Origin of the sequence: Kribbella sp. NPDC050820 (assembly GCF_040653975.1) — a bacterium.
In the GTDB taxonomy this organism is placed as follows: domain Bacteria; phylum Actinomycetota; class Actinomycetes; order Propionibacteriales; family Kribbellaceae; genus Kribbella.
Genome location: NZ_JBFAHB010000018.1, coordinates 1 through 22,991 on the forward strand (window position 1 = coordinate 1; position 22,991 = coordinate 22,991).

The 22,991-nt window shown below is 68.3% G+C and carries 22 protein-coding genes, 2 tRNA genes, 1 pseudogene and 1 riboswitch; of the genes and pseudogenes, 9 read left to right on the forward strand and 16 right to left on the reverse strand.

The window, feature by feature from the left end:
* Positions 1 to 92: 92 nt before the first annotated feature.
* The 5 genes and pseudogenes from AB0H36_RS17930 to AB0H36_RS17950 form a co-directional block, all read right to left on the reverse strand.
* Positions 93 to 168, reverse strand: a tRNA-Glu gene (locus AB0H36_RS17930).
* A 78-nt stretch (positions 169 to 246) separates the two neighbouring features.
* Positions 247 to 318: transfer RNA gene (locus tag AB0H36_RS17935), tRNA-Gln, on the reverse strand.
* Between the two features lie 117 nt (positions 319 to 435).
* On the reverse strand, positions 436 to 1,344 hold the full coding sequence (locus AB0H36_RS17940) for a CPBP family intramembrane glutamic endopeptidase (RefSeq protein WP_360523817.1): 909 nt from the start codon (positions 1,342 to 1,344) through the stop codon (positions 436 to 438).
* Positions 1,344 to 2,849 carry a glutamate--tRNA ligase gene (gene gltX, locus AB0H36_RS17945; protein WP_360524139.1) on the reverse strand — a complete coding sequence of 502 codons (1,506 nt, stop codon included), beginning with the start codon at positions 2,847 to 2,849 and terminating at the stop codon, positions 1,344 to 1,346. The genes AB0H36_RS17940 and gltX overlap by 1 nt, the downstream gene beginning before the upstream one ends.
* A 10-nt stretch (positions 2,850 to 2,859) precedes the next feature.
* Positions 2,860 to 3,642, reverse strand: a pseudogene (locus AB0H36_RS17950) (fumarylacetoacetate hydrolase family protein); the annotation flags it as partial.
* A 41-nt stretch (positions 3,643 to 3,683) separates the two neighbouring features.
* Between AB0H36_RS17950 and AB0H36_RS17955 the strand changes: the two are divergent.
* The 3 genes from AB0H36_RS17955 (at position 3,684) to AB0H36_RS17965 (ending at position 5,368) form a co-directional block, all read left to right on the forward strand.
* Positions 3,684 to 4,166 carry a GNAT family N-acetyltransferase gene (locus AB0H36_RS17955; RefSeq protein ID WP_360523820.1) on the forward strand — a complete coding sequence of 161 codons (483 nt, stop codon included), beginning with the start codon at positions 3,684 to 3,686 and terminating at the stop codon, positions 4,164 to 4,166.
* Entirely contained in the window at positions 4,163 to 5,023 is an 861-nt protein-coding gene (locus AB0H36_RS17960) for a 3-methyladenine DNA glycosylase (RefSeq protein ID WP_360523823.1), read from the forward strand. Before AB0H36_RS17955 ends, AB0H36_RS17960 begins: the two co-directional genes overlap by 4 nt.
* Before the next feature lie 147 nt (positions 5,024 to 5,170).
* Complete coding sequence (locus tag AB0H36_RS17965; protein WP_360523826.1) at positions 5,171 to 5,368, forward strand: hypothetical protein; 198 nt, start codon at positions 5,171 to 5,173, stop codon at positions 5,366 to 5,368.
* On the opposite strand, the gene AB0H36_RS17970 is transcribed toward AB0H36_RS17965, so the two are convergent.
* On the reverse strand, positions 5,324 to 5,650 hold the full coding sequence (locus AB0H36_RS17970; RefSeq protein WP_360523829.1) for a hypothetical protein: 327 nt from the start codon (positions 5,648 to 5,650) through the stop codon (positions 5,324 to 5,326). The two genes, AB0H36_RS17965 and AB0H36_RS17970, sit on opposite strands and share 45 nt — an antisense overlap.
* Before the next feature lie 50 nt (positions 5,651 to 5,700).
* On the opposite strand from AB0H36_RS17970, the gene AB0H36_RS17975 reads away from it, so the two are divergent.
* Positions 5,701 to 6,135: a MarR family transcriptional regulator gene (locus tag AB0H36_RS17975; RefSeq protein WP_360523832.1), complete on the forward strand. Its 435-nt coding sequence runs from the start codon at positions 5,701 to 5,703 to the stop codon at positions 6,133 to 6,135.
* A gap of 1 nt (position 6,136) precedes the next feature.
* Here the strand turns inward: AB0H36_RS17975 and AB0H36_RS17980 are convergent, their stop codons facing one another.
* The 3 genes from AB0H36_RS17980 to AB0H36_RS17990 form a co-directional block, all read right to left on the reverse strand.
* Complete coding sequence (locus AB0H36_RS17980; RefSeq protein WP_360523835.1) at positions 6,137 to 6,763, reverse strand: class I SAM-dependent methyltransferase; 627 nt, start codon at positions 6,761 to 6,763, stop codon at positions 6,137 to 6,139.
* Positions 6,760 to 7,779, reverse strand: a complete 1,020-nt coding sequence (locus tag AB0H36_RS17985) for an alpha/beta hydrolase (protein ID WP_360523838.1) — start codon at positions 7,777 to 7,779, stop codon at positions 6,760 to 6,762. The genes AB0H36_RS17980 and AB0H36_RS17985 overlap by 4 nt, the downstream gene beginning before the upstream one ends.
* Positions 7,780 to 7,866: 87 nt before the next feature.
* Positions 7,867 to 8,742: an alpha/beta hydrolase gene (locus AB0H36_RS17990; protein ID WP_360523841.1), complete on the reverse strand. Its 876-nt coding sequence runs from the start codon at positions 8,740 to 8,742 to the stop codon at positions 7,867 to 7,869.
* Between the two features lie 77 nt (positions 8,743 to 8,819).
* Here AB0H36_RS17990 and AB0H36_RS17995 point away from each other — a divergent pair, with 77 nt between their 5' ends.
* Complete coding sequence (locus AB0H36_RS17995; protein WP_360523844.1) at positions 8,820 to 9,521, forward strand: TetR family transcriptional regulator; 702 nt, start codon at positions 8,820 to 8,822, stop codon at positions 9,519 to 9,521.
* Positions 9,522 to 9,554: 33 nt separating this feature from the next.
* Here AB0H36_RS17995 and AB0H36_RS18000 read toward each other — a convergent pair whose 3' ends face one another.
* The gene (locus AB0H36_RS18000) at positions 9,555 to 10,379 is read right to left on the reverse strand and encodes a class I SAM-dependent methyltransferase (protein WP_360523847.1); all 825 of its coding nucleotides are present in this window, start codon (positions 10,377 to 10,379) and stop codon (positions 9,555 to 9,557) included.
* Positions 10,380 to 10,612: 233 nt separating this feature from the next.
* Here AB0H36_RS18000 and AB0H36_RS18005 point away from each other — a divergent pair, with 233 nt between their 5' ends.
* From AB0H36_RS18005 to AB0H36_RS18020, 4 genes are all read left to right on the forward strand, one after another.
* Positions 10,613 to 11,887 carry a Fic family protein gene (locus tag AB0H36_RS18005; protein ID WP_360523850.1) on the forward strand — a complete coding sequence of 425 codons (1,275 nt, stop codon included), beginning with the start codon at positions 10,613 to 10,615 and terminating at the stop codon, positions 11,885 to 11,887.
* 81 nt (positions 11,888 to 11,968) lie between these two features.
* On the forward strand, positions 11,969 to 12,550 hold the full coding sequence (locus tag AB0H36_RS18010) for a DinB family protein (protein WP_360523853.1): 582 nt from the start codon (positions 11,969 to 11,971) through the stop codon (positions 12,548 to 12,550).
* A 75-nt stretch (positions 12,551 to 12,625) separates the two neighbouring features.
* Positions 12,626 to 12,782: riboswitch (cobalamin riboswitch) on the forward strand.
* 132 nt (positions 12,783 to 12,914) lie between these two features.
* On the forward strand, positions 12,915 to 16,862 hold the full coding sequence (locus tag AB0H36_RS18015) for a ribonucleoside-diphosphate reductase subunit alpha (protein ID WP_360523856.1): 3,948 nt from the start codon (positions 12,915 to 12,917) through the stop codon (positions 16,860 to 16,862).
* Positions 16,844 to 17,923 (forward strand): ribonucleotide-diphosphate reductase subunit beta, encoded by a 1,080-nt coding sequence (locus tag AB0H36_RS18020; protein ID WP_360523859.1) that lies wholly within the window; start codon positions 16,844 to 16,846, stop codon positions 17,921 to 17,923. The genes AB0H36_RS18015 and AB0H36_RS18020 overlap by 19 nt, the downstream gene beginning before the upstream one ends.
* A gap of 39 nt (positions 17,924 to 17,962) precedes the next feature.
* Here AB0H36_RS18020 and AB0H36_RS18025 read toward each other — a convergent pair whose 3' ends face one another.
* From AB0H36_RS18025 to AB0H36_RS18050, 6 genes are all read right to left on the reverse strand, one after another.
* A complete protein-coding gene (locus tag AB0H36_RS18025) occupies positions 17,963 to 18,199 on the reverse strand; it encodes a hypothetical protein (RefSeq protein ID WP_360523862.1) in 237 nt (78 codons plus the stop codon).
* A complete protein-coding gene (gene cimA, locus AB0H36_RS18030; protein ID WP_360523865.1) occupies positions 18,196 to 19,785 on the reverse strand; it encodes a citramalate synthase in 1,590 nt (529 codons plus the stop codon). The genes AB0H36_RS18025 and cimA overlap by 4 nt, the downstream gene beginning before the upstream one ends.
* Positions 19,786 to 20,014: 229 nt before the next feature.
* Positions 20,015 to 20,413 (reverse strand): hypothetical protein, encoded by a 399-nt coding sequence (locus tag AB0H36_RS18035; protein ID WP_360523868.1) that lies wholly within the window; start codon positions 20,411 to 20,413, stop codon positions 20,015 to 20,017.
* Positions 20,414 to 20,569: 156 nt separating this feature from the next.
* On the reverse strand, positions 20,570 to 21,661 hold the full coding sequence (locus AB0H36_RS18040) for a branched-chain amino acid aminotransferase (protein ID WP_360523871.1): 1,092 nt from the start codon (positions 21,659 to 21,661) through the stop codon (positions 20,570 to 20,572).
* A gap of 119 nt (positions 21,662 to 21,780) precedes the next feature.
* Positions 21,781 to 22,830, reverse strand: coding sequence for a 3-isopropylmalate dehydrogenase (locus tag AB0H36_RS18045; protein WP_360523874.1), 1,050 nt, complete (start codon positions 22,828 to 22,830; stop codon positions 21,781 to 21,783).
* Entirely contained in the window at positions 22,827 to 22,982 is a 156-nt protein-coding gene (locus tag AB0H36_RS18050) for a hypothetical protein (protein ID WP_360523877.1), read from the reverse strand. The genes AB0H36_RS18045 and AB0H36_RS18050 overlap by 4 nt, the downstream gene beginning before the upstream one ends.
* Between the last annotated feature and the right edge of the window lie 9 nt (positions 22,983 to 22,991).

The window sequence follows — 22,991 nt, forward strand, 5'->3', positions numbered from 1 at the left end:
GAACAAACCCTCACAACAGGCCACCCCCCACTCCGAACCCTCCTAACCACCCTCCAGCCCCCCCCCCCGGGGGGCGGCGCCCCCCCTTTCTCTGGTAGCCCCGACGGGATTCGAACCCGCGCTACCGCCTTGAGAGGGCGGCGTGCTAGGCCGCTACACAACGGGGCCAGAGGGTTGTCGTCCGATCCTTTCGGACCGGGCAACGAGGCTGAACTCTACCGATTTTCATCGGTGCGGTCCAATCCGCTGGGGTACTAGGACTCGAACCTAGACTAACTGAACCAGAATCAGACGGGCTGCCAATTACCCCATACCCCAAAGGCATTTCACTGCCGCTGTGAGTTTGTCTCCGCCCTCACAACCTGGCTCGAAGAGAGTACCCGAGCAAGGGCCGAGACACCAAAACGAGGTCCCCCCGGCGGGTTGTCACTCCCGTCACACCAGCCTCTTGCCTGGCATCGGCGCAGCGGTCAGCGGCAGGTCGCAAACGGTCGCGAGCTTCGTCCGCCGCGCGATCCACAACGCCACCAGCCCGAACGCGACGAACTTCGCCACATCCGCGATCACGAGCCCCCACGGCGCGTCCTTGGCGCCCAGGCTGTCGCCCACGCTGTCGGTCAGGGCCGCGAACACGAACGTCACCACGTTGTTCGCCGCGTGCACCGCGATCGGCGCCTCCAGGCCGCCGGTGCGGACGGCGAGGAAACCGGCCACCAGCCCGAACGCGAACCGGTCGAGGAACAGCGCCGGGCTCTCCCACGGCCAGATCCCGTGCGCCATCGTGAACAGCACGGTGGTGACCAGCACTGCAATCACCGAGCTCCGCACCAGCGCACCGACCGCCTGCAGCAGGTAGCCGCGGTAGAAGTACTCCTCCCCCGCGGCCTGGAATGTCGACGTGAGCAGCGTGACCGCAATCACCCCGGCCGCGTCCGGCGCGATCCCGCCGCTGCCGTCGCCCAGTGTCTCCACGCCGCCGAACTGGATCACGCCGACCATCACCAGCTCGATCAGCACGGCGACCGCCGCGAACCAGGCCAGGGGCCGCCAGCGCACCTTCCCGGCCACCGAGGACAACAGCCCCGGCGCCTGCCGGTTCAGCTTCTGCGCGACCAGCATGCAGAGCGGGATCAGCGCGATCAGCGAGAGGTTCGTCGCCAGCAAACCGAACCACGAGACGGTGCCCTCGGGGTCCGTGCGGATGCTCTGCTGGACGAGCGCGATCAAAAGGCTGACGAAGATCCAGCCCGCGAAGATCGCGAAGGCCCCGAGGACCACGTAACCGCGCGGGTTCAGCGGGTTGCGCAGCAACCGGTGGTACGGCGCCGGGGTCGCGTCGGGCATCACTCCGCCAGCAGGGACGCGCGGGCCCGCTCGAGCCGGTGCAGCGACTTCTCCCGGCCGAGCAGTTCCAGCGACTCGAACAGCGGCGGCGAGATCCGGCGCCCGGAGATCGCCACCCGGACCGGCCCGAACGCGTTCTTCGGCTTCAGGCCGAGTCCTTCGATCAGCGACGTCCGCAGGGCCGCCTCGATCGCCTCGGTGGTCCAGTCGACCTCGGCCAGCGCCTTCACCGACGCCTCCAGCACGGCGCCCGCGTCACCCGTCAGCACCTTGCCGGCGGCGTCCGGGTCGAGGCTGAACGCTTCCTCGTCGACGAAGAGGAACCCGAGCATGTCGACGGACTCCGACAGCGAGTTCATTCGCTCCTGCACCAGCGGTACGGCGGCCTGCAGGAGGGCGAGCTGGTCCGCCGACGGCTCGACCGGCAGCACGCCGGCCTTGGCCAGGAACGGGATCATCCGGGTCCCGAAGTCGTCGGCCGGCAGCATCCGCATGTGCGCGGCGTTGATCGCCTCGCACTTCTTCGGGTCGAACCGGGCCGCGTTCGCGTTCACCTTGCGGATGTCGAAGGCCTCGACCATCTCCGCCATCGTGAACACATCACGGTCGTCGGCGATCGACCAGCCGAGCAGGGCCAGGTAGTTCAGCAGGCCCTCGGGCAGGAAGCCGCGCTCCATGTACTCGCCCAGGCCGGCCCCGGGGTCGCGCTTGGACAGCTTCTTGTTGCCCTCGGTGCCCATCACGAACGGCAGGTGCCCGAACCGCGGGGTCCGGCCGCTGCCGACACCGATCTCGGCCAGCGCCTCGTAGAGCGCGATCTGCCGCGGCGTCGACGGCAGCAGGTCCTCGCCGCGCAGCACGTGGGTGATCTCCATCAGCGCGTCGTCGACCGGGTTCACCAGCGGGTAGAGCGGGTAACCATTCGCCCGGACCAGCACGTAGTCGCCCAGGTTCTCCGGCAGGAAGGTGATCTCGCCGCGGACCAGGTCCTCGAACACGATCGGCCGGTCCGGCATCCGCAGCCGGACCACGGGCCGCCGGCCCTCGTCGACGTACGCCTTGACCTGCTCCTCGGTGAGGACGCGGCAGTGACCGTCGTACCCGCTGTGCTGCCCGGCGGTGCGGGCGGCCTCGCGGCGCTGGTCGAGCTCCTCCTGCGAGCAGTAGCAGTGGTACGCCTTGCCGGCGGCCAGCAGCTTGGCCACGACGTCGGCGTAGATGTCCATCCGCTCGGACTGCTTGTACGGGCCGTACTCGCCGCCGACCTCGGGGCCCTCGTCCCAGGTGAGGCCGAGCCAGCGCAGCGACTCGAGGGTGTAGCCGAGGGCCTCCGGAGTGTTCCGGGCCTGGTCGGTGTCCTCGATCCGGAGCACCAGCGTGCCGCCGTAGTGCCTTGCGAACGCCCAGTTGAACAGGGCGCTGCGGATGTTGCCGACCGTCAGCAGCCCGGTCGGGGACGGTGGGAAGCGCACCCGCACCTTGTTCGGCTCCAGGTCGCCCAGCACGTCGTCAGTCACGCACGATCACCTTGTTCGTCAGAGTTCCGATTCCTTCGACGCTGACCGACACCTCGTCGCCGGGCAGCATCGGACCGACCCCCGCCGGGGTGCCGGTGAGCACCACGTCGCCGGGCAGCAGCGTGGTGAAGGAGGTGATGTAGGCCAGCACCTCCGGGATGCCGAAGATGAACTGCGAGGTCCGCCCGTCCTGCTTCGGATCGCCGTTCACGGTCGTGGTGACCTGCAGGTCGGACACGTCGAGCTCGGTGCTGATCCACGGGCCGAGCGGGCAGAACGTGTCGTAGCCCTTGGCCCGGGCCCACTGCCCGTCGGTCTGCTGCAGGTCGCGCGCGGTGACGTCGTTGGCCACCGTGTAGCCGAAGATCACCTCGTTGACCCGCTCCTTGGGCAGGTCCCGGCAGATCCGGCCGATCACGATCGCGAGCTCGCCCTCGAAGTGCAGGTTGTTGGTCTGCTCGGGGTAGACGATGCCGTCGCGCGGGCCGATCACGCTCGTGTTCGGCTTGAGGAAGATCATCGGCTCCTTGGGGACCTCGTTGCCGAGCTCCTCCGCGTGCGCCGCGTAGTTGCGCCCGACGCAGACCACCTTGCTGCGCGGGATCACCGGCGCCAGCAGCCGGACGTCGGCCAGTTGCAGCTTCTCCCCGGTGAACTGGACCGGCCGGTAGAGCGGGTCCGAGTCGAGCACGGAGACGGTGCCGACGAGCCCCTCGGGGTCGTCGGTCTCGACGACGCCGTACTTCGGCTCGTCGTCCACGGAGAATCTGGCGATACGCACGGCCCGAGCCTACCGTCGGCCCGGGATGAGACAGTTATCCGGTGACTCTAGAGATCCGGCTTGCGCTGCCCACCGAGTACGACGCGGTCGGCGAGCTGGCCGCGGAGGCTTACGCGCACGACGGCTTCCTGAAGCCCGGCTACGCGCAGACCGTGCGCGCGGCGGCGGACCGGGCCGCGAAGGCTGAGCTCTGGGTCGCGGCGGACGCTACCGGTCTGCTCGGCACAGTTACTTACTGTCCGCCCGGCTCCGTCTACCGGGAGATCGGCCTGGACGACGAGGGCGAGTTCCGGTTGCTCGCCGTACCGGGTCGCGCCCGGGGGCTCGGCATCGGGACGGCGCTGACGGTGCGCTGCATCGAGCGCACCCGCGAGCTCGGACTGTCCAGGATCGTGCTGAGCAGTGCGTCGTACATGGCGGCCGCGCACCACATCTACGAGCGACTCGGCTTCGTCCGCCTGCCCGAGCGGGACTGGTCGCCGCTCGCCGACATCGATCTCTACGCCTTCGCACTGGACCTGTGACTGTCACGCTGCCCCGCCCGGAATGGACGTCTTCGGCTGACGCCCATGGTGCCCGCGTCGACTCGTTGGTCGCGGACCACCTGGACCGCCGGCGTCGCCGCGAAGCGCACCCGGTCGAGGACTTCCTCTTCACCTACTACCCGACCCGCCCCAACCAGCTCCGCGTCTGGCACCCCGGCCCCGGCGTCCGGCTCCTCGACGCACCCGAGTACGGCGGACGCCGCGGCTACACGTCCGTCGACGGCGCGACCGGCCTGGATCCGGCCGAGATCTCGCGGCGGCGTGACAGCATCCAGTGGATCCGTGAGTTGCTCGCGGCGACCGCGGACCGCCAGCCGCAGTTCGGCTGCTTCGGGATGCACGAGTGGGCGATGGTCTACCGGACCGCCGACGTACGGCACGAGAAGTGGCCGCTGCGACTAGGTGCCGAGGGCACCGATCGGGTGGTCGAGTCGCACAAGATCGCCTGCTCGCACTTCGACGCGTTCCGGTTCTTCACCACGCCGGCGCGCGGGCTGAACGTCCTGCAACCCACCCGGGAGTCGCAGCCGGCACTGGAGCAGGGCGGCTGCCTGCACGCCAACATGGACCTCTACAAGTGGGCCGGCAAGCTGATGCCGTTCACGCCGAGCGCGTTGGTACTGGACTGCTTCGAGCTGGCTCGGGACATCCGCACGCTGGACATGCGCGCCTCGCCGTACGACCTATCGGCGCTTGATTATCAGCCGGTCGCAATCGAAACGCCCGCCGGAAAGGCCGAGTACGCGGCCGCCCAACGCTCCTTCGCCACCCGCGCCCGGCCGTTGCGGCAGCAACTCGTTGCATTGTGCGACGAACTCCTCGAGCCGGCTGGTTGAACGCGGCCGTGACCCCCACGCTCAGGGGACCCGCACCGCCTGTTCGTCGCCACATCGGGGATCACCGCGGACGCGGCCGAGTACTTCGGCCTCCCCCACGACCGGGTCGTCATCATGGGCTCGCACATCAGCGTCTAGTGTCATCACATGGGGAAGATTGTGGCGATCGCGCTCGGCGTCCTGCTCACTGTCTGCGGCGCCGTCTTCACGTTCCAAGGGCTCGGGTACCTCGAGGGCAGCTCTATGACCGGCAGCAGCTTCTGGGCCATCGTCGGCCCGATCATCGCCGCCGCCGGCGTCTCACTGCTGTACGTCGCGATCCGCGGGCCGAAGCAACGCCGCTAGCGGCTGCGTGGAGTGGCTGGAGTCGGCCCAGCCCAGGCGGGCGGGGACGAACGCGAGGTAGGTCCAGACGCGCATCGCGAAGTAGCGCGCGGCGGCGGCAACGATGAGGATCCGGCGCCTGCCCGGACGCCAGCCGACGTACACGATCAATGGGATGACGAGGATCTCGAGCACGCTGTTGACCGCGATGTAGTACGGGATCGACGGCAGGAACATCTGCTCCAGCGCCTCGCCGGTGAGCGATGTGCTGTTCAGCGCGCCCTTGAGCAGCAGGATGGCCATCAGGCCACCACATCCGGCGAACGCGAAGCCGGCCGCGCCGACGGCGTCCTATGGCGAGGAAGCGGGCGGAGCTGCTGGCGGCGTTGGTGCAGGAGATGCCGTGGTACATCTCGGCCGCGACGCGCTACCAGATCGCCGTCGCCGACCAGCTCGGCATGCCCGTGGCCGAGGTCCACGCGGTCGGCGCCCTGCTGGAGATCGGCCCGGCCGGAGTACGGCGACTCGCCGACCTCATGGGGATGACCACCGGCGCCGTCACCCGCCTCGTCGACCGTTTCGAACGCGCCTGCTACGTCCGCCGCGAACCCGACCCCGCCGACCGCCGCCGGGTCGTCGTCCAGGTCGTCCCTGAACGCGTCGCCGACATCGGCCGCTACTACGAACCCATCGGCGAACGCTGGCAGAACCAGGTCTCCACCTACACCGACGCCGAGCTCGCCTTCCTCCTGGACTTCCTCCGCCAAGGCCGCGCCTCGTCGGACTGACTCAGGCCGGCGTGCGCAGCACCGCCCACTGGTAGTGCATTGGGCCGCCCACGCTCCAGTTCGACCATTGCTCGATCGCTCCGTGACGCGTGAGCGCTGCCTGGACCGCACTGTCGGTGCGGATGCTGAAGAACCGGCCGGGCCCGTGGCCGCTGTCGTCCTGCCAGACCCGTTCTCCACCGACCTCATCACCCCACAGGCCGACGCCCAACGGAGCACCCGGCCGCAGCACCCGCACGATCTCCGCCAAGGCGGCGTCCAGATCCTCGTCCGCGACATGCAGCAACGTGCTCATCGTCCAGCCCGCCTCGAACACCCCATCTTCGAACGGCAACTCGAGCACCGACCCGACGTACGCCTGCAGACCAAGCGACCGGCATGCCTCGACGCTCGCCGGAGCCAGATCAACGCCGGTGTACTCGAGCCCCGCCGCCACGAACGCCTCCCCGTCGCGGCCCGGCCCACAACCGATCTCCACCACCGACCGACGCCCCTCGGCCTGCAACTGCCCGACAAAGCCTGTCCGTACGTCGATTCTGGCGTCTGGCAGCTCGCGATCTCGACGGTCCTGCACCTCGTTGGTGTAGTAGTCGATCAGATCGCTCTCACGCTGCGCCCGGTCACTCATCGAGACATTCTAGGAGCGGCGAAGAAGGCCAGGAGGTGCCGGTTGACCGGCTCCGGGCAGTCCAGCTGGGGGACGTGGCCACAGCCGTCCAGGATCACGAGTTGATCGTTCGGGAGCAGCTCCGCGAAACGGTACGCGCGCTCGACAGGCTGGATGGTGTCCTGCTTGCCCCAGAGCACCAGCGTCGGGGTCTTGGTGGCAGGGAGGGCACCTTCGGTCGGCGCCCAGTCCAGACGTCGCTCCAGCAGGTAGGTGGCGCGGATGTTGTCGTGGAAGGTCATCGGAGCCCACCACTCGTCCAGCAGTTGCTCGGTGAGGCGGCCCTTGTTGACCAGCATGCCCTCGGCGAGCCCGCGCACGGTGGACTTGCCGGTGGACAGCTTCACGGCCAACTCGCCGACTACGGGGATCTTCAGGGACTCCCACATCAGCGTGCCGCGCATGTCCAGTCCGGTGGCGTCCAGCAGGGCAAGTTTGGTGACCCGATCGGGGTGGCGCTGGGCGAAGGCCAGAGCCCAGCCGCCGCTCCAGGAGTTGCCCGCCACGGCGGCCTGCCGGACGCCGATGCTGTCCATGAACGTACTGACGGCGGAGACCATGGCATCCAGGTCGAAGGCGAAGCCGGAATCCTTCAACTGGGTGTAGCCCTGGCCGGGAAGATCGACCACGTAGACCGTGTGTTCACGGGCTAGCACGTCGACTTGGTCCTTCCAGCCGATGACAGAGGTACCGCCGGGCGACAGCAGGATCACGGGCGTGCCGGATCCGGCCTGGACGTAGTGGAAGCGGGCGATCGGCGTCTCGGCGTAGCGTGATCCGGCCTCGGCCAGGTACGGCGAGCGGAATGCGCGACCGTCCTCGGCCGGCTTCCAGCCGTACGCGCCGAAGAGCAGGATCGCCACCAGCACCGCCAGCACAGCCGCCAACCAGTGGCGCCAGCGCCGCTTCCGAGCCGGACGGGCCTGTATGGGTTGGCCGGTGGTGCCGGGTTGCGGTGTTTTGTCCAGGTTGACCATGGCGACCCCTTGGCTTGATCCGTTGCGTGTTCCTACGTCTGGACACGTCGGCTTCGGCCGAGGTGACACCGCGGCAGATGACACGGCTCACACGCGGCGGTAGAAGTCGATCTGGTCGGCGACCACGCGGTCCCGGAAGGCGGGGTCTGTGTAGAAGGTGAAGTGAGTGCCTGGGTAGGCACGCAGCTCGCCTCGCGGCGCACGGTCGGCAAGCTGCCTGGTGGTCTCCAGCGGCGTCTCACGATCCTCGGTTGCGACACAGACCAGCAGCGGGCAGGTCAGCCGTGCCGCGGCCTCGGCGGGCCGATAGCGCATCATCTGCAGTAGTCCTCTGGGCGCCACGCTGTTGCGCCACAACGTCGTTTGGCCGCCGGTCAGAATCTGGATGTGTTGCTCGGCCTCGGGCGTCGCGGTCACAGCGAGCTGTCCCGGCCGGCCCACCATGGGGATGTAGTACGGCGGCAGGCCGAGCTTGCCGCGGACCGCGTCCCAGACGATCGCGCCCAGCAGTCGCAGAGTGTCAGCTGTCGACCGTCCCTCGACCTTCTTCGGGAACCCGTTGAACGGGATCTGGGCCACCACGCCGGCGATCCGGGGATCGCTGCCGGCCACGGTGATCACGTGCGCGCCGCCCAGCGAGTTGCCCCACAGCAGCACCCTGTCGGGATCGACGCGCTCGTGCCCTCGGGCGAACGCCACAGCGGCGCGAACATCGACGAGCTGTGCGTCGATGTCGGGAAGCTGACGCGGCTCGCCGTCACTCTCGCCGAAACCCCGATAGTCGAAGACCAGCGCAGCGAACCCCGCGGCGGCGAAGCGCTCGGCATAGTCGAACAGGCGGTCCATCGTCCCGCTGAAGCCGTGGCAGAGCACCACGCAGGGCAGCGGACGGGAACCGGCGGGCAAGTAGAGGTAGCCGACGCACTGGACGCCGGCCGCGCTGAAGGACACCTTGGTCCGCATACGGATCTCCCCAGAGTCATAGACTGACTTCCGGTAAGCACTCTAGCGAAAAAACTGACCGCAGGTAAGTGAGCGCTATGACATCCGAGCGGATCCTGGAAGCGGCCCGAATCCTGTTCGCCGCCCGCGGCTACCGTGCCTCCTCCATGCAGGCCATCGCGGACGAAGTGGGCATCACCAAGGCCGCCCTCTACTACCACTTCGACTCCAAGGAGGAGATCCTCCGCCAGCTCACGGTGCCGTTGCTGGACGAACTGGAGGCGGTGCTGGCTCAGGCCGAGTCCGGCGCCGATGCCGATGAGGTCCGTTGGCGGGCAATCGAGGGGTACGTCGACGTACACCTGCGTCACCGTCACACGCTCACGATGCTGGTCAAGGACATGACCCTGCTCGTCCAAGCGCCGATCGCCGACCGTTTCCGCACCTCGATCGCGTTGGCCAACGACTTGGTGGCCGGCCCGAGCAGCGGGCTCGAGCAGCGGGTGCGTGCCTGCCAGGTGGTCGCCGGACTGGCCGATCCGGTCGTGCTGTTCCGCGACGCACCGGCCGATCGATTGCGCAAGCTGATCCTGGACGGCGCACGGGCGTTGCTGGGCGAAGCGCCCGTACCCCAGGAGCGCGGGCGCGCCCGGGGACGCAACGGCGGGCGACGCCCGCTGCTCACCGAGGAACAGCTGGCAGAGGCTCGGTCCCTGTACGCCGATGGGCAGAGCGCCGAGGAGATCGGAACGCGTCTCGGCGTCTCCAGAGCGACCGTCTATCGCCATCTCAAAATCTAAAGATTCTGAGATTTGATTATGAGACGAACGGCTTCAGGCCCTGACCGCCTTGAGTGCGAAGAGCAGGGGGACGCGGGGCGCGTCGTCGGGTAGGCGCCACCAGCCCTCTGGGGTTTGTTGCATGGACGGCCAGCGCGGCCATTGGAGGACTTCGGACTCGCGGAGGCTGGTGATGGTGAAGCCGGTGGCGGCGAGGGTGGTGACGAGTTCGCCGAGGCCGTGCCGCCACTCATAGCTGCGTTGACGGCCGGGGACTTCGTCGCCGGTGTAGGTCACCGTCGATTCGTGCGCGATCGGGCCGCGGCCTTCGAGGTAGTCGGTACGGATCGTCAGCTCTTCGGACTCGCCGGGCAGCGACACCGGCCGAAGCGCGTTCAGGAGCGGGTGGAACTCGACGATGTAGAGCGCACCGCCGGGCTTGAGCAAGTCGCGAACGACCTTCGCCCACGCCTGCAGCTCCGGCAGGTAGCAGAGCGCGCCCTTGCCGGTGTAGACGACATCGAACTGACGACCCCGCACTGCCTCGACGGCGTCGTACACGTTGGCGTGCACATACTCGACTGCCTGCCCCGACTCGCTTGCGATCCGGCGCGCTTCCTCAAGCGACTTCGCCGACAGGTCCAGCCCGACCGTCCGGGCCCCACGACGCGCGAACGCGATCGTCTCGGTCCCCAGGTGACACTGCAGGTGCAGTACGTCGCGCCCGCCGAGTCGACCCAGGTCCTCCCACTCGTAATCGGCGAACCAGTACTCCGCCGGCTGACTGTAGAACTGGCTGGCCGCGTGCAACGGCGCTCGTGCGTCCCAGTCGGCCTCGTTGGCCGCCACCATCTGCCGAGTCTCCGCGTCCAGGCTCACTGACCCCTCCGTTCGCTGACGTTCAGCCACGGCCCAGTCTGCCCAAGCCCAGGTCCACATCTCCGCGCTCATGCTCATCGGCGGTTCTCACTCACAGTCATGCCACCGATGCCAAGGAAGCTCAGGGCCTGATCGCAACGCTGAGTAATCATGATTCGATCGCACTCCCCTTCACCTCCGCACCATCTTGTTCAAGGTTATGAAGTAAGCTTGAACACGGAAGGGACATGGTCATGGCGCGAGTGGAGTTGCATCGGTGGCCTGGGCACCCGGACGGGTTCACCCGGGCGGAGCGGTTGGGCGGGTCGTACGAGCTGTACTTCCCGGATCCCTTGGTCGGGCGGACGTTCGACCTGAGTGACGACGTGCTCGCCGCCCTGGAGGACGCGGCCGGCGATCTCGCCCGGCTGGACGCGACGGCCGCCGTCCTGACGAACAGTGAGGCGCTGGCACGACTGCTGCTGCGGGCCGAGGCGGTCGGGTCCTCGCAGATCGAGGGACTGGTCGTCGGCGCGCGCCGCCTGCTGAAGGCCGAGGTCCTGGGGGAGCGACAGCGTGACGTGACCGCCGAGGAGGTGCTCGGCGCGGTCGACGCCATGACCTGGGTGACCGAGTCCGTGCAGGCCGGCGACAAACTCGAGGTCGCGCACCTGCTGGAAGCCCACCGCCGGCTGATGGCGCACTCGCCGACGCCAGAGCTCGGCGGCGAGGTCAGGTACCTGCAGAACTGGATCGGCGGCCGCTCCCCCGCCGAGGCGTACTACGTCCCGCCGCCGGCCCAGCTGATCCCGGAGCTCCTCGCCGACCTGATGACCTTCGTCCGCGAGTCCCGCCTGCCGGTGCTGGCGAAGACCGCGATCGCGCACGCACAGTTCGAGACCGTCCATCCCTTTGCCGATGGCAACGGACGGACCGGCCGCGCGCTGATCCACCTGATCCTGCGTGCGGAGGGCTTGGTCGAGCGAACGGTCCCGCCGGTGTCGCTGTCGCTCGCGACCCACGCCACGCAGTACATCGAGGCGCTCACCGCCTTCCGGCACGTTGGCAAGCCGACCACTCCACGGGCCCGCACGGCAGCCAACCAGTGGCTGCAGATGTTCGCCGCCGCGTGCAGCCACGCCACCGCGGAGGCCGCCCGCTTCGAGAGGACGGCGGCCGACCTCAAGGCCGCCTGGCGAGACCGGGCCGCACCGGTGCGGGCCGGCTCGGCCGTGGAGCTGCTGATCGAGACGCTGCCCGCGGCGCCGGTGCTCACCTTGGCGGGCGCGGCCCGACTGATCGACCGCTCGCAACAGGCCGCGAACCAGGCGCTCGCGAGGTTGGTCGAGGCCCGCATCCTGCGGGAGGTCACCGACGGTCGCCGGAACCGCGTCTACGAAGCACCCGAGCTGATCGATGCCTTCACCTTGCTGGAACGGCGTTTCGCCAGCCCGGCCGCCGATACCAGGATCGAACCGCCTAGCAGGCCAGTGCCGTCGAGGCCAGAACCGACACGCAGTGCTCATTGACTTTCTCCTCCCGTTCAGGCAACAATTCGAACACATGTTCGATCCTGCTGCAAAATCTGATCGGGAGCGTGAGGAACCGTGATGCCGGAGCCGTTCGACTGGGACATCCTGTACCGCCCCTCGGCGATGGCGATGGTCCGCGGCCAGCTCGGCTTCAGCTGGATGGTGTTGTCCACCCGGCTCGCGGAGCTGACCGACGAGCAGTACTTCTGGCAGCCGAGCGGCGAGGCGCTGACCGTCGTCCGGCGCCACTACGCCGGCCGGTTCCGATCACTCGGCTCCGGCGAGTGGGTCGCGCAGTGGCCGGACGAGCCCGACCATCGCGGCCCGCGCACGATCGCCTGGCTGATCGCCCACCTGACCGAGATGTTCTTCGAGCGCTGGGAGTGGACCTTCGGCGAGCGAAGGCAAGGGCGCGCCGACATCACGTTGCACGGCAACGCCCGCGACGCCGTCGCCTGGCTGACGCACTGGGTCGAGGCCTGGCGTGAATCGGTCGCCGCGCTGGACGAGGAGCAGGTGATGACGGTCGGCCTCAGCCAGGCGACCGAGCTCGACGCCGCCGAGCCGTTCGGTCACGTCGTACTGCGCCTCAACCGGGAGCTGATCCACCACGGCTCGGAGATCATGACGCTGCAGGACCTCTACGCGGCGGCGGCCTGAGACGCGGGGCGGCGGGGACCACAAGATGTGCGACACGCGGCGTGGCGCTGCCACAAAATGTCGGAGCCGAGCCCTAGCATCACTACTGCTGGTGGTTCGGAGTCACCAACACCACAAGATGTGGGTGACGCCGAGGCAACAGGGGAATCCGGTGCGACTCCGGAGCTGCCCCGCAACGGTGAGCGGAATCCGTCCGCGAGTCCGAGTACCTGCCACCGGCGCGTGCACCGCCGGTGCGCGCGGTCCGAGACCTCGAGGGCGGGTCGCAGGGCGTGACAGGCGCAGTTCCGGCCGGTGCTGCCTGTCCCGTCATGCTCCCCGCCCGCGAGTCCAGGCCCTCCGAACTCGCGTGGAAAGAGCATCTGTGACCGTCACTTCCTCATCGCGATCGACGGCCGGCCGGCCGTCGATCGAGCTGACCGTCGTCCGCCGCGACGGCAGCAGTACGGCGTTCGACCAGTCCAAGATCGCCGTTGCCATGTCCAAGGCGTTCCTCGCCGTCGAGGGCCCGGACGCAGGCGCGACGCACCGGGTCCGCGACCTGGTGACCGACCTGACCGGCCGGGTCGTCGACGCGCTCACCAGCCGCGGTGACGCCCGTCGTACCGTCCAGGTCGAGGACATCCAGGACCAGGTCGAGCTGGCGCTGATGCGCGCCGGCGAGCACCAGGTCGCCCGCGCCTACGTCCTCTACCGGGAGGAGCGCACCCGCGCCCGCACGCCCGCCGACCTGGCCGGCGTGACCGAGAAGCCGGTCATCACCGTGCGCGCGGCCGACGGCAGCGCGGCGCCGCTCGACCTCGACCGGCTGCGGGTGATCGTCGGCGAGGCTGCCGACGGCCTCGACGCGGTCGACCCGCAGCTGATCTTCGACGCGACGCTCGGCTCCTGCTACGACGGCATCGCCCAGCACGAGGTCGAGCTCGCGCTGGTGATGGCGGCGCGGTCGTACGTCGAGACCGAGCCGCAGTACAGCTTCGCCGCCTCCCGCCTGCTGCTCGACCAGATCCGCCGCGAGACACTCGGCCGCGTGCACGGCGAGCCGCGGCAGGCGAGCCAGGCCGACATGACTACGGCGTACCCGGCGTACTTCCCGGAGTACATCCGGACCGGCATCGAGGCGGGCCAGCTCGACCCGGAGCTCGCGAGCTTCGACCTGACCGCGCTCGCGGCCGCGATCAAGCCCGAGCGCGACCTCGACTTCGCGTTCCTCGGCCTGCAGACCCTCTACGACCGCTATCTGCTGCACATCGACAAAGTGCGGTACGAGCTGCCGCAAGCCTTCTTCCTGCGGGTCGCGATGGGGATGGCGCTGCGCGAGGACGACCGCGAGGCGCGGGCCATCCAGTTCTACGAGCTGCTCAGCTCGTTCCGGTTCATGTCCTCCACGCCGACGCTGTTCAACTCCGGCACGACCCGGCCGCAGCTGTCGTCCTGCTTCCTCACCACGGTCGAGGACGACCTGGGCGGCATCTTCACCAAGATCCGCAACAACGCCCTGCTCGCCAAGTACTCCGGCGGTCTCGGCAACGACTGGACCCCGGTCCGCGGCATCGGCGCCAAGATCCGCGGGACCAACGGCGAGTCGCAGGGCGTCGTACCGTTCCTGAAGATCGCCAACGACACGGCGGTCGCGGTCAATCAGTGTTTTGCTCCGGAGACTCTCGTCTATGCCGCATGCGGCGCAACACCGATCAGCGAGATCACGACGGGCGATCTGGTGCTCGGTGCGAGCGGTAAGTATCGCGAGGTAACGAAGACATTCACGTACGACCAAAACGACCCGATGGTGGAGATCGACGTGAAGCATTCGATCGAACCGCTCACGGTTACGGCAGGTCATCCTCTCTACGCGATTCAAGGCGTGCCGATGGAGCAGAGTAACGAGCGAACGCTCGAGTGGCTCGCGAAGGGAAAGGCACAAGCAGCCTGGGTCGAGGCCGGCATGCTCAGCAGCGGTGACTACGTCGGGCAGGTCGTCCCAAAGGAGGTCATTCCGGTTCACGGTCTGACCGAAGACGATGCACGCCTGTACGGCATCCTCCTCGGTGACGGCCACCTGTCGAAAAACGGCAGTCAGTGGGGAGTGTCCGGCAATCCACAGCGCGACACGCACCTGTCGTTCGTACGCGATTACCTCAGCGCTCGCGAAATCCACTTCTGGGAGACCAGTCGCGGTGACAGCTACGCACAGGTCCATTGGGCGGCGGGACGCGGCCCCAGAAGGGACCCGTTGACGGGACGTATCGCCGGACCCGGCGAAGCGACGCTACCGTTCGCCGGCAAGGACCTCTACGACGAGCAACATCGCAAGCACATCGCGCGTCGACTCGCGCATCTCCCGCTCGCCCAGACCCGTGCGCTCATCCGCGGGCTCCTGGAAACAGACGGTGGAGTCTCGCGTGGCAAGGAGATCTACTTCACGACTACTTCACGAAAGCTCGTCAACGGCCTGCGCTACCAGCTGCTCCGGCTAGGAATTCCCACCGCAGGGCAATACCGCACGCGCGACGATCGTCACGTCGGTCAGCGCTCCGACGGATCCGGGATTACCTTTTCGAAACCTGTGCACGTCTTCGACCTCCGTATTCCCGCCGTACCTGGGATTGCCGAACTCGTGGGCGTCACGCCCATCCGGAAGCTCAACTGGATCGCACACCAAAGCATGGTCTTCTCGCGCGTGCGAGAGGTGAGCACAATTGCGACCGTGCCAGTCGTGCACGACCTCGAGGTCGAGGTCGACGAGTCGTACATGACCAGCGCCGGCTTGGCCCACAACGGCGGCAAGCGCAAGGGCGCGGTGTGCGCCTACCTGGAGACCTGGCACATCGACCTCGAGGAGTTCCTCGACCTGCGCAAGAACACCGGCGACGAGCGCCGCCGGACGCACGACATGAACACGGCGAACTGGGTGCCCGATCTGTTCCTGCAGCGCGTCGAGGCGGACGGCCAGTGGACGCTCTTCTCCCCCGACGAGGTCCCCGACCTCCACGATCTGTACGGCGCTGCCTTCGCCGAGGCCTACCGCGGTTACGAGGAAGCGGCGGATCGCGGCGAGATCAAGGTGTTCCGCCGGGTCCGGGCGGTCGAGCTGTGGCGGCGGATGCTGACCGTGCTGTTCGAGACCGGGCATCCGTGGATCACCTTCAAGGACGCCTGCAACCTGCGGTCGCCGCAGCAGCACGACGGCGTGGTCCACTCGTCGAACCTGTGCACCGAGATCACCCTCAACACCACCGTTGACGAGACCGCGGTCTGCAACCTCGGTTCGGTCAACCTGGTCGCGCATCTCACCGACGAGGGCCTCGACGCCGAGCTGCTGCGCGACACAGTGAAGACAGCGGTCCGGATGCTCGACAACGTCATCGACGTGAACTTCTACACCACTCCGGAGTCCGAGCGCGCCAACCAGCGGCACCGCCCGGTCGGCCTCGGCCTGATGGGCTTTGCCGACGCGCTCTTCCGGCTGCGCATCCCGTACTCCGCCGACGCGGCCGTCACCTTCGCCGACACCTCGATGGAGCAGATCAGCTACCACGCGATCGAGGCGTCCAGCGAGCTCGCCGCCGAGCGCGGCCGCTACTCGACGTACGACGGTTCGCTGTGGAGTCAGGGTGTGCTGCCGATCGACTCGATCGCGCTGCTGCGGAACGCCCGCGACGGCGACCTGATCGTTGACGAAAGCAAGCAACTCAATTGGGACGCGCTCCGGGCGAAGGTTCTGCGGGACGGGATGCGCAACTCCAACGTGATGGCGATCGCGCCGACCGCGACGATCTCCAACATCTGCGGGGTGAGCCAGTCGATCGAACCGGCGTACAGCAACCTGTTCGTGAAGTCGAACATGTCCGGCGAGTTCACGGTGGCGAACCCGTACCTGGTCGCCGACCTGAAGGCGCGCGGGCTGTGGGACCAGGTGATGGTGTCGGACCTGAAGTACCACGACGGCATCCTCGCCGGGATCGAGCGCGTCCCGGCCGACCTGCGCGAGCTGTACGCGACCGCGTTCGAGATCGAGCCGCGGTGGCTGGTGAAGGCGGCCTCGCGGCGGCAGAAGTGGATCGACCAGGCGCAGTCGCTGAACCTCTACATGGCCGCGCCGTCGGGCCGGGCGCTGGACGAGCTGTACCGGTCGGCATGGCGTCATGGCCTCAAGACGACTTATTACCTGCGTTCCCAGTCAGCGACCCACGTGGAGAAGTCCACGCTGCAAGGCACGGACGGCCGGCTGAACGCCGTACCGGTGAACCTTCCTGCACCGACCGGAGCCGTGTGTGCCATCGACGACCCGGAATGCGAGGCGTGCCAGTGACCACCGGATTGGGCGAGATCTCCGTCGGCGCCGGCCGGGTGCACGTCGACGACAAGGCGATGATCAACGCGCGGGCGGACGTCAACCAGTTGCTGCCGCTGAAGTACCGGTGGGCCTGGGAGAAGTACCTTGCCGGATGCAACAACCACTGGATGCCGACCGAGGTGTCCATGCAGGCGGACATCGCGCTGTGGCGGCGTCCACCAGGGGCTCGCGACGGACTGACCGACAACGAGCGGCTGATGCTGAAGCGCAACCTCGGCTTCTTCGCCACCGCGGAGTCGCTGGTCGCGAACAACATCGTGCTGGCCGTCTACCGGCAGCTGACCAACCCCGAGTGCCGGCAGTACCTGCTGCGCCAGGCGTTCGAGGAGGCCGTGCACACGCACACCTTCCAGTACATCTGCACGTCGCTCGGCCTGGACGAGGGCGAGTTGTTCAACATGTACCGGGAGGTGCCGTCGATCTCGGACAAGGACGCCTGGGCGCTGAAGTACACCCAGCACCTGGAGGATCCGGACTTCCGCACGGGGACGCCGGAAGCCGACACCGCCTTCCTGCGGGACCTGATCGCGTTCTACGTCGTGTTCGAGGGGATGTGGTTCTACACCGGGTTCGCGCAGATCCTGTCGCTCGGCCGGCGGAACAAGATGGTCGGGATCGCCGAGCAGTACCAGTACATCCTGCGCGACGAGTCCATCCACCTGAACTTCGGCATCGACTGCATCAACCAGATCAAGCAGGAGAACCCGCACCTGTGGACGGCGGCGTTCCAGGCCGAGGTGCGGCAGATGCTGACCGAGGCGTGTGAGCTCGAGGTGGCGTACGGGCGCGCGACGATGCCGAACGGCATGCTCGGGCTGACGGCGGAGCTGTGCGAGCAGTACATGCACTTCATCACCGACCGCCGCGCCGAGCAGATCGGCCTCGCGCCCATCTTCGGCGAGACCCGCAACCCGTTCGGCTGGATGTCGGAGGTGATGGATCTGAAGAAGGAGAAGAACTTCTTCGAGACCCGGGTGATCGAGTACCAGTCGTCGAGCGGACTGAGCTGGGAATGACCGTTGAGATCCCCCGGGTCCGCGAAGACCCGGGGGATCTTAATTCACCTCGACCTCGAGGATGCCGATGATCTTCTCCAGGCGGGCGGCGACCCGGCCGGCGTCGAAGCCGTTGCCTTCGACGACTACGCGGAGGAGGCCGTCGTCGAGGGAGAGGGAGAGCTCGCGGACGTCGTACGGGTTGAGGAGTACGGCGATGCGGGCGAGCAGGCCGCCGGTCTCGACCACGGTGGCGGTGAAGACGGTCTGCGTCTGCTGGGCGGCCAGCACGGTCATCGGGCGACCTCCTTGTGGCGGAGCAGGCCGTACGTGAAGCCGTCGACGAGGGCCTCCCAGGACGCCTCGACGATGTTGTGGCCGACGCCGACCGTGACCCAGGAGCCTTCGCCGTCCGCGGTCTCGATGAGGACTCTGATCACCGCGTCCGTCCCGTGGCCCTGGTCGAGGATCCGGACCTTGTAGTCGACCAGCTCGAACTTGTTCACCACCGGGTACGCGCGCTCGATCGCGGTCCGCAGCGCGTGGTCGAGGGCGTTCACCGGGCCGTTGCCCTCGCCGGTGACGATCTCCCGCTCGCCGCCGGCGACCAGTTTCACCGTCGACTCCGACACTGCCTCGCCGTCGGCGCGCGACTCGGTGATCACCCGCCACGACTCGACGTCGAAGAAGCTGGCCCGCCGGCCGGTGACCTCCTCGGTGAGCAGCAGCTCGAACGACGCGTCCGCCGCCTCGAATGTGTACCCGCGGGCCTCCATCTCCTTGACCCGCTCGGTCACCCGGCTGACCAGGTCGCGGTCGTTGCCGAGGTCGAAGCCGAGCTCGCGGCCCTTCAGCTCGACACTGGCCCGGCCGGCCATCTCGGAGACAAGCATCCGCATGTCGTTGCCGACCAAGGCGGGATCCGTGTGCTGGTAGAGGTCGGGATCCACCTTGATGGCGCTGGCGTGCAGCCCTGCCTTGTGGGCGAAGGCGGACACACCGACGTACGGCTGCCGGGTCGACGGCGGCACGTTCGTCACCTCGGCGATCGCGTGCGCGATCCGGAACGACTCGGCCAGCCGGCCGGCCGGAAGCAGTTCCATTCCCCGCTTCAGCTCGAGGTTGGCCACGATCGCGAGCAGGTCGGCGTTACCGGTGCGTTCGCCGTACCCGTTGATCGTGCCCTGGACGTGCGTAACGCCGGCTTCGACGGCGGCGATCGAGTTCGCCACCGCGCAGCCGGCGTCGTTGTGACAGTGGATGCCGAGCCGGGCACCGGTGGATTCGAGGACATCGCGTACGACGTCCTGGAGCTCCCGCGGTAGCGTCCCGCCGTTGGTGTCGCAGAGCGCGACCACGTCGGCCCCGGCCTCGGCGGCTACTCGTACGACTTCCAGCGCGTAGTCCCGGTTGGCGCGGTACCCGTCGAAGAAGTGCTCGGTGTCGAGGAAGACCCGCTGGCCGTGCTCGCGTAGGTGCGTCACGGTGTCGGCGACCATCCGGAGGTTCTCGTCGAGCGTCGTCCGCAAGGCGCGCTCGACGTGCGCATCGTGGCTCTTGGCAACGAGTGTGACGACCGCGGCGCCGGAGTCACGCAGGGCGGCGACCTGCGGGTCGTCGGCCGCGACGGCTTCGGGCTTGCGGGTCGCGCCGAAGGCCGCGAACGTCGCGTTGCGCAGGTGCAGCTCGGTCCGGGCCCGCTCGAAGAACTCGGTGTCCTTCGGCACCGCGCCCGGCCAGCCGCCCTCGATGAACCCCACCCCGAGGTCGTCCAGGTGCTGCGCGATGGCAATCTTGTCGGCCACGGACAGCGCCAGCCCCTCCTGCTGCGCACCGTCGCGCAGAGTCGTGTCGTAGACGTGGAACTCGTCCGAGATGCTCATGGTCGGCCTTCCGGAGGGGTGCGGCTGGACTGTCGGGGGCAAACAAAAAACCTCCCGCAAGGTGCGAGAGGTCTGCGCGCTCAGGTACAGCTTGCTGAGCGCGCCTAGGGAATAATGACCCGGCAGTTCTTCATGACATTCGGCAGTCTGCCACAACATGTCCGCCAGGTGGCGGCAGCGTCTCGAATCACGAACATTCAGTACTGCGGAGTACCGCAGAGTTCAGGAATCAGGCGGTGAGGGACCAGCCCGGGTCGTCCCAGGCGGTGTAGAAGTCCTCGCGGGTGAGCGCCCGCAGCCCCCACTCGTCGCGGTCGAGCGCCTGGTCGGTGAGCATGCCCTCGTCGTCCTCGAGACGCTGCCACCAGTACCGGGTGATCGTGCCGTCCTCGGCCGCGCCGAGCTGGCGGACCACGACCCACTCGCGCTCGTGCCAGACCGCCTCGTACAGCCAGTCGGTTCCGTTGTCGTCGGCAAGCGCGCCGTACGTCCGCGGGGCGGTGCCGCGGTCGAGGTCCCGGATCAGCTGCACGGTGGACCGGATCGCGGCGGCGGTCTCAGGTGACCAGCCGCGCCGCTCGGCGAGCTCGGCGTAGTAGGCCTCGACGTCGTCCGGGAAGCTGCTCATGGGCCCCGACCCTATCCAAACCCGGCGGTGGACAGCGACCGCCCGTCCACACCACAGACCTGAAAAGCTGCTGTGAAAAGCGGTTGTTGCTCTTGGCATCTGGTTGTGCGGCGACCCGCTCCTGAAGCAGGAGCGGGTCGCCAGGAAACCAAGGGATCAGCAGACGCGGGTCATCCAGCCGTGCGGGTCGGCCGCGCGGCCGTACTGGACGTCGAGCAGGGCGCTGCGGACCGCGGCGGTGGTCGGGCCACCGTTGCCGTCGGCGACCTGCACCTCGCCGTCCTCCCACTTCAGCGACGCGACCGGCGTGATCACGGCGGCGGTGCCGCAGGCGAAGACCTCGCGGATCTTGCCCGAGGCGGCGCCGTCGCGCCACTCGTCGATCGAGATCTTGCGCTCGGTGACGTGGTGGCCGAGGTCGGTGACCAGCTTCAGGATCGAGTCCCGGGTGACGCCCTCGAGGATGGTGCCGGACAGCTCCGGGGTGACCACGGAGTTGTCGTCGAGGACGAAGTACAGGTTCATCCCGCCGAGCTCCTCGACCCACTTCTTCTCGACCGCGTCCAGGAACGCGACCTGGTCGCAGCCCTGCTCGATGGCCTCGGCCTGGGCGAGCAGCGACGAGGCGTAGTTGCCGCCCGTCTTGGCCGCGCCGGTGCCGCCGGGGGCGGCCCGGGTGTACTCCTCGCTCAGCCAGATCCGGACCGGCTTGACGCCGTTCGCGAAGTACGAGCCGGCCGGCGAGGCGATCACGCAGTAGGTGACCTGGGCCGACGGCCGGACGCCGAGGAACGGGTCCGAGCCGAACATGAACGGCCGCAGGTAGAGCGACGTCTCGCCACCGCCGGGCACCCAGGCCCGGTCGAGCTCGACCAGCTTGTGCAGCGAGTCCAGGAACGCCGCCTCGGGCAGCTCCGGGAGCGCGAGCCGGTACGCGGACCTCGCGAACCGGGCCGCGTTGGCCTCGGGGCGGAACAGGTGGATCGAGTCGTCGGGATGCCGGTAGGCCTTCATCCCTTCGAAGATGGTCTGGGCGTAGTGGAACACCGCGGTAGCCGGAGACAGCTCCAGCGGTCCGAAGGCGGTGATCCTCGCGTCGTGCCAGCCGTTCTCCTTGTCCCAGGTGGCGATCGCCATGTGGTCGGAGAAGTTCTGCCCGAATCCCGGGTTCGCCAGGATCGCGCTGCGCTGGTCGTCGCTGGCCGCATGGGTGGTTGGCTCAACGGTGAACTGCAGATCGGCGCTCATGCACCCACCTCGCTGTCGCTCGGTGTCCGCATGAGCGCCGTGGGCGACAGTGTTTTTGTTCGCTCGCTACGCTCGCTCATGAGCGCACCGTACCTCTCGGGCAGGTGGTCATGCGAGCCTCAGCCTGCTGCCCGCTTGGCGATCGCGTCCCCGATCTCGGCGGTGGTCCGGGCGGCTCCGGTGCGCTCCTCGATGTCGGCCGTGACGGCCGCCTCGATCGCCGCGGCGGCCTCGGCCAGGCCGAGGTGGTCGCACAGAAGCGCGGCGGACAGGATCGCCGCGGTCGGGTCCGCTTTCTGCTGGCCGGCGATGTCCGGCGCGGAGCCGTGCACCGGCTCGAACATGCTCGGCGCGGTCCGGTCCGGGTTGATGTTGGCGCTCGCGGCCAGCCCGATGCCACCGCTGATCGCGGCGGCCAGGTCGGTGATGATGTCGCCGAACAGGTTGTCGGTGACGATCACGTCGAACCGGGCCGGGTCGGTGACCAGGAAGATGGTCGCCGCGTCCACGTGCAGGTAGTCCACGGCGATCTCCGGGAACTCCGTCGCCACCGCGTCCACGGTCCGCTTCCACAGGTGGCCGGCGTGCACGAGCACGTTGTTCTTGTGCACCAAGGTGAGCTTCTTGCGCGGCCGCGCCATCGCCCGGGCGAAGGCGTCCCGGACGACCCGCTCGACGCCGTACGCCGTGTTGACCGACACCTCGGTGGCGATCTCGGCCGACGTGCCGACGCGCAGCGCGCCGCCGTTGCCGGTGTACGGGCCCTCGGTGCCCTCGCGGACGACGACGAAGTCGACCTCGCCCGGGCTCGCCAGCGGGGAGCCGACGGACGGGTAGATCTTGGACGGGCGCAGGTTGACGTAGTGGTCCAGGGTGAACCGCAGCTTCAGCAACAGGTTCCGCTCGAGCACGCCGGACGGCACCGTCGGGTCGCCGATCGCGCCCAGCAGGATGGCGTCGTGGCTGCGGATCGCCTCCAGCTCGGCGTCCGGCAGCGTCTCGCCGGTGGCGTGCCAGCGCCGGGCGCCGAGGTCGTACTCGGTCCGCTCGAACGTCACGCCGTGCTGCGCGGCGACCGCGTCGAGCACCTTCAGCGCCTCGGTCGTCACCTCGGGTCCGATCCCGTCACCGGGAACGACGGCCAGCCTGAAGGTCTGTTGCGTGCTCACTTCTTGGGTTCTCCCCCGTTGTAGAGGCGGTTCACGGCTTCCTGGGCAGCCCTGACGTCGGATGCTGCTTCGACGGTACGGCGGGCCGGTCGGCGACGGCGAGCCGCCTTCGGTTCCCGGGCGTCGATCGCGGGCCAGTTGGCTGGATACATGTCGTACAT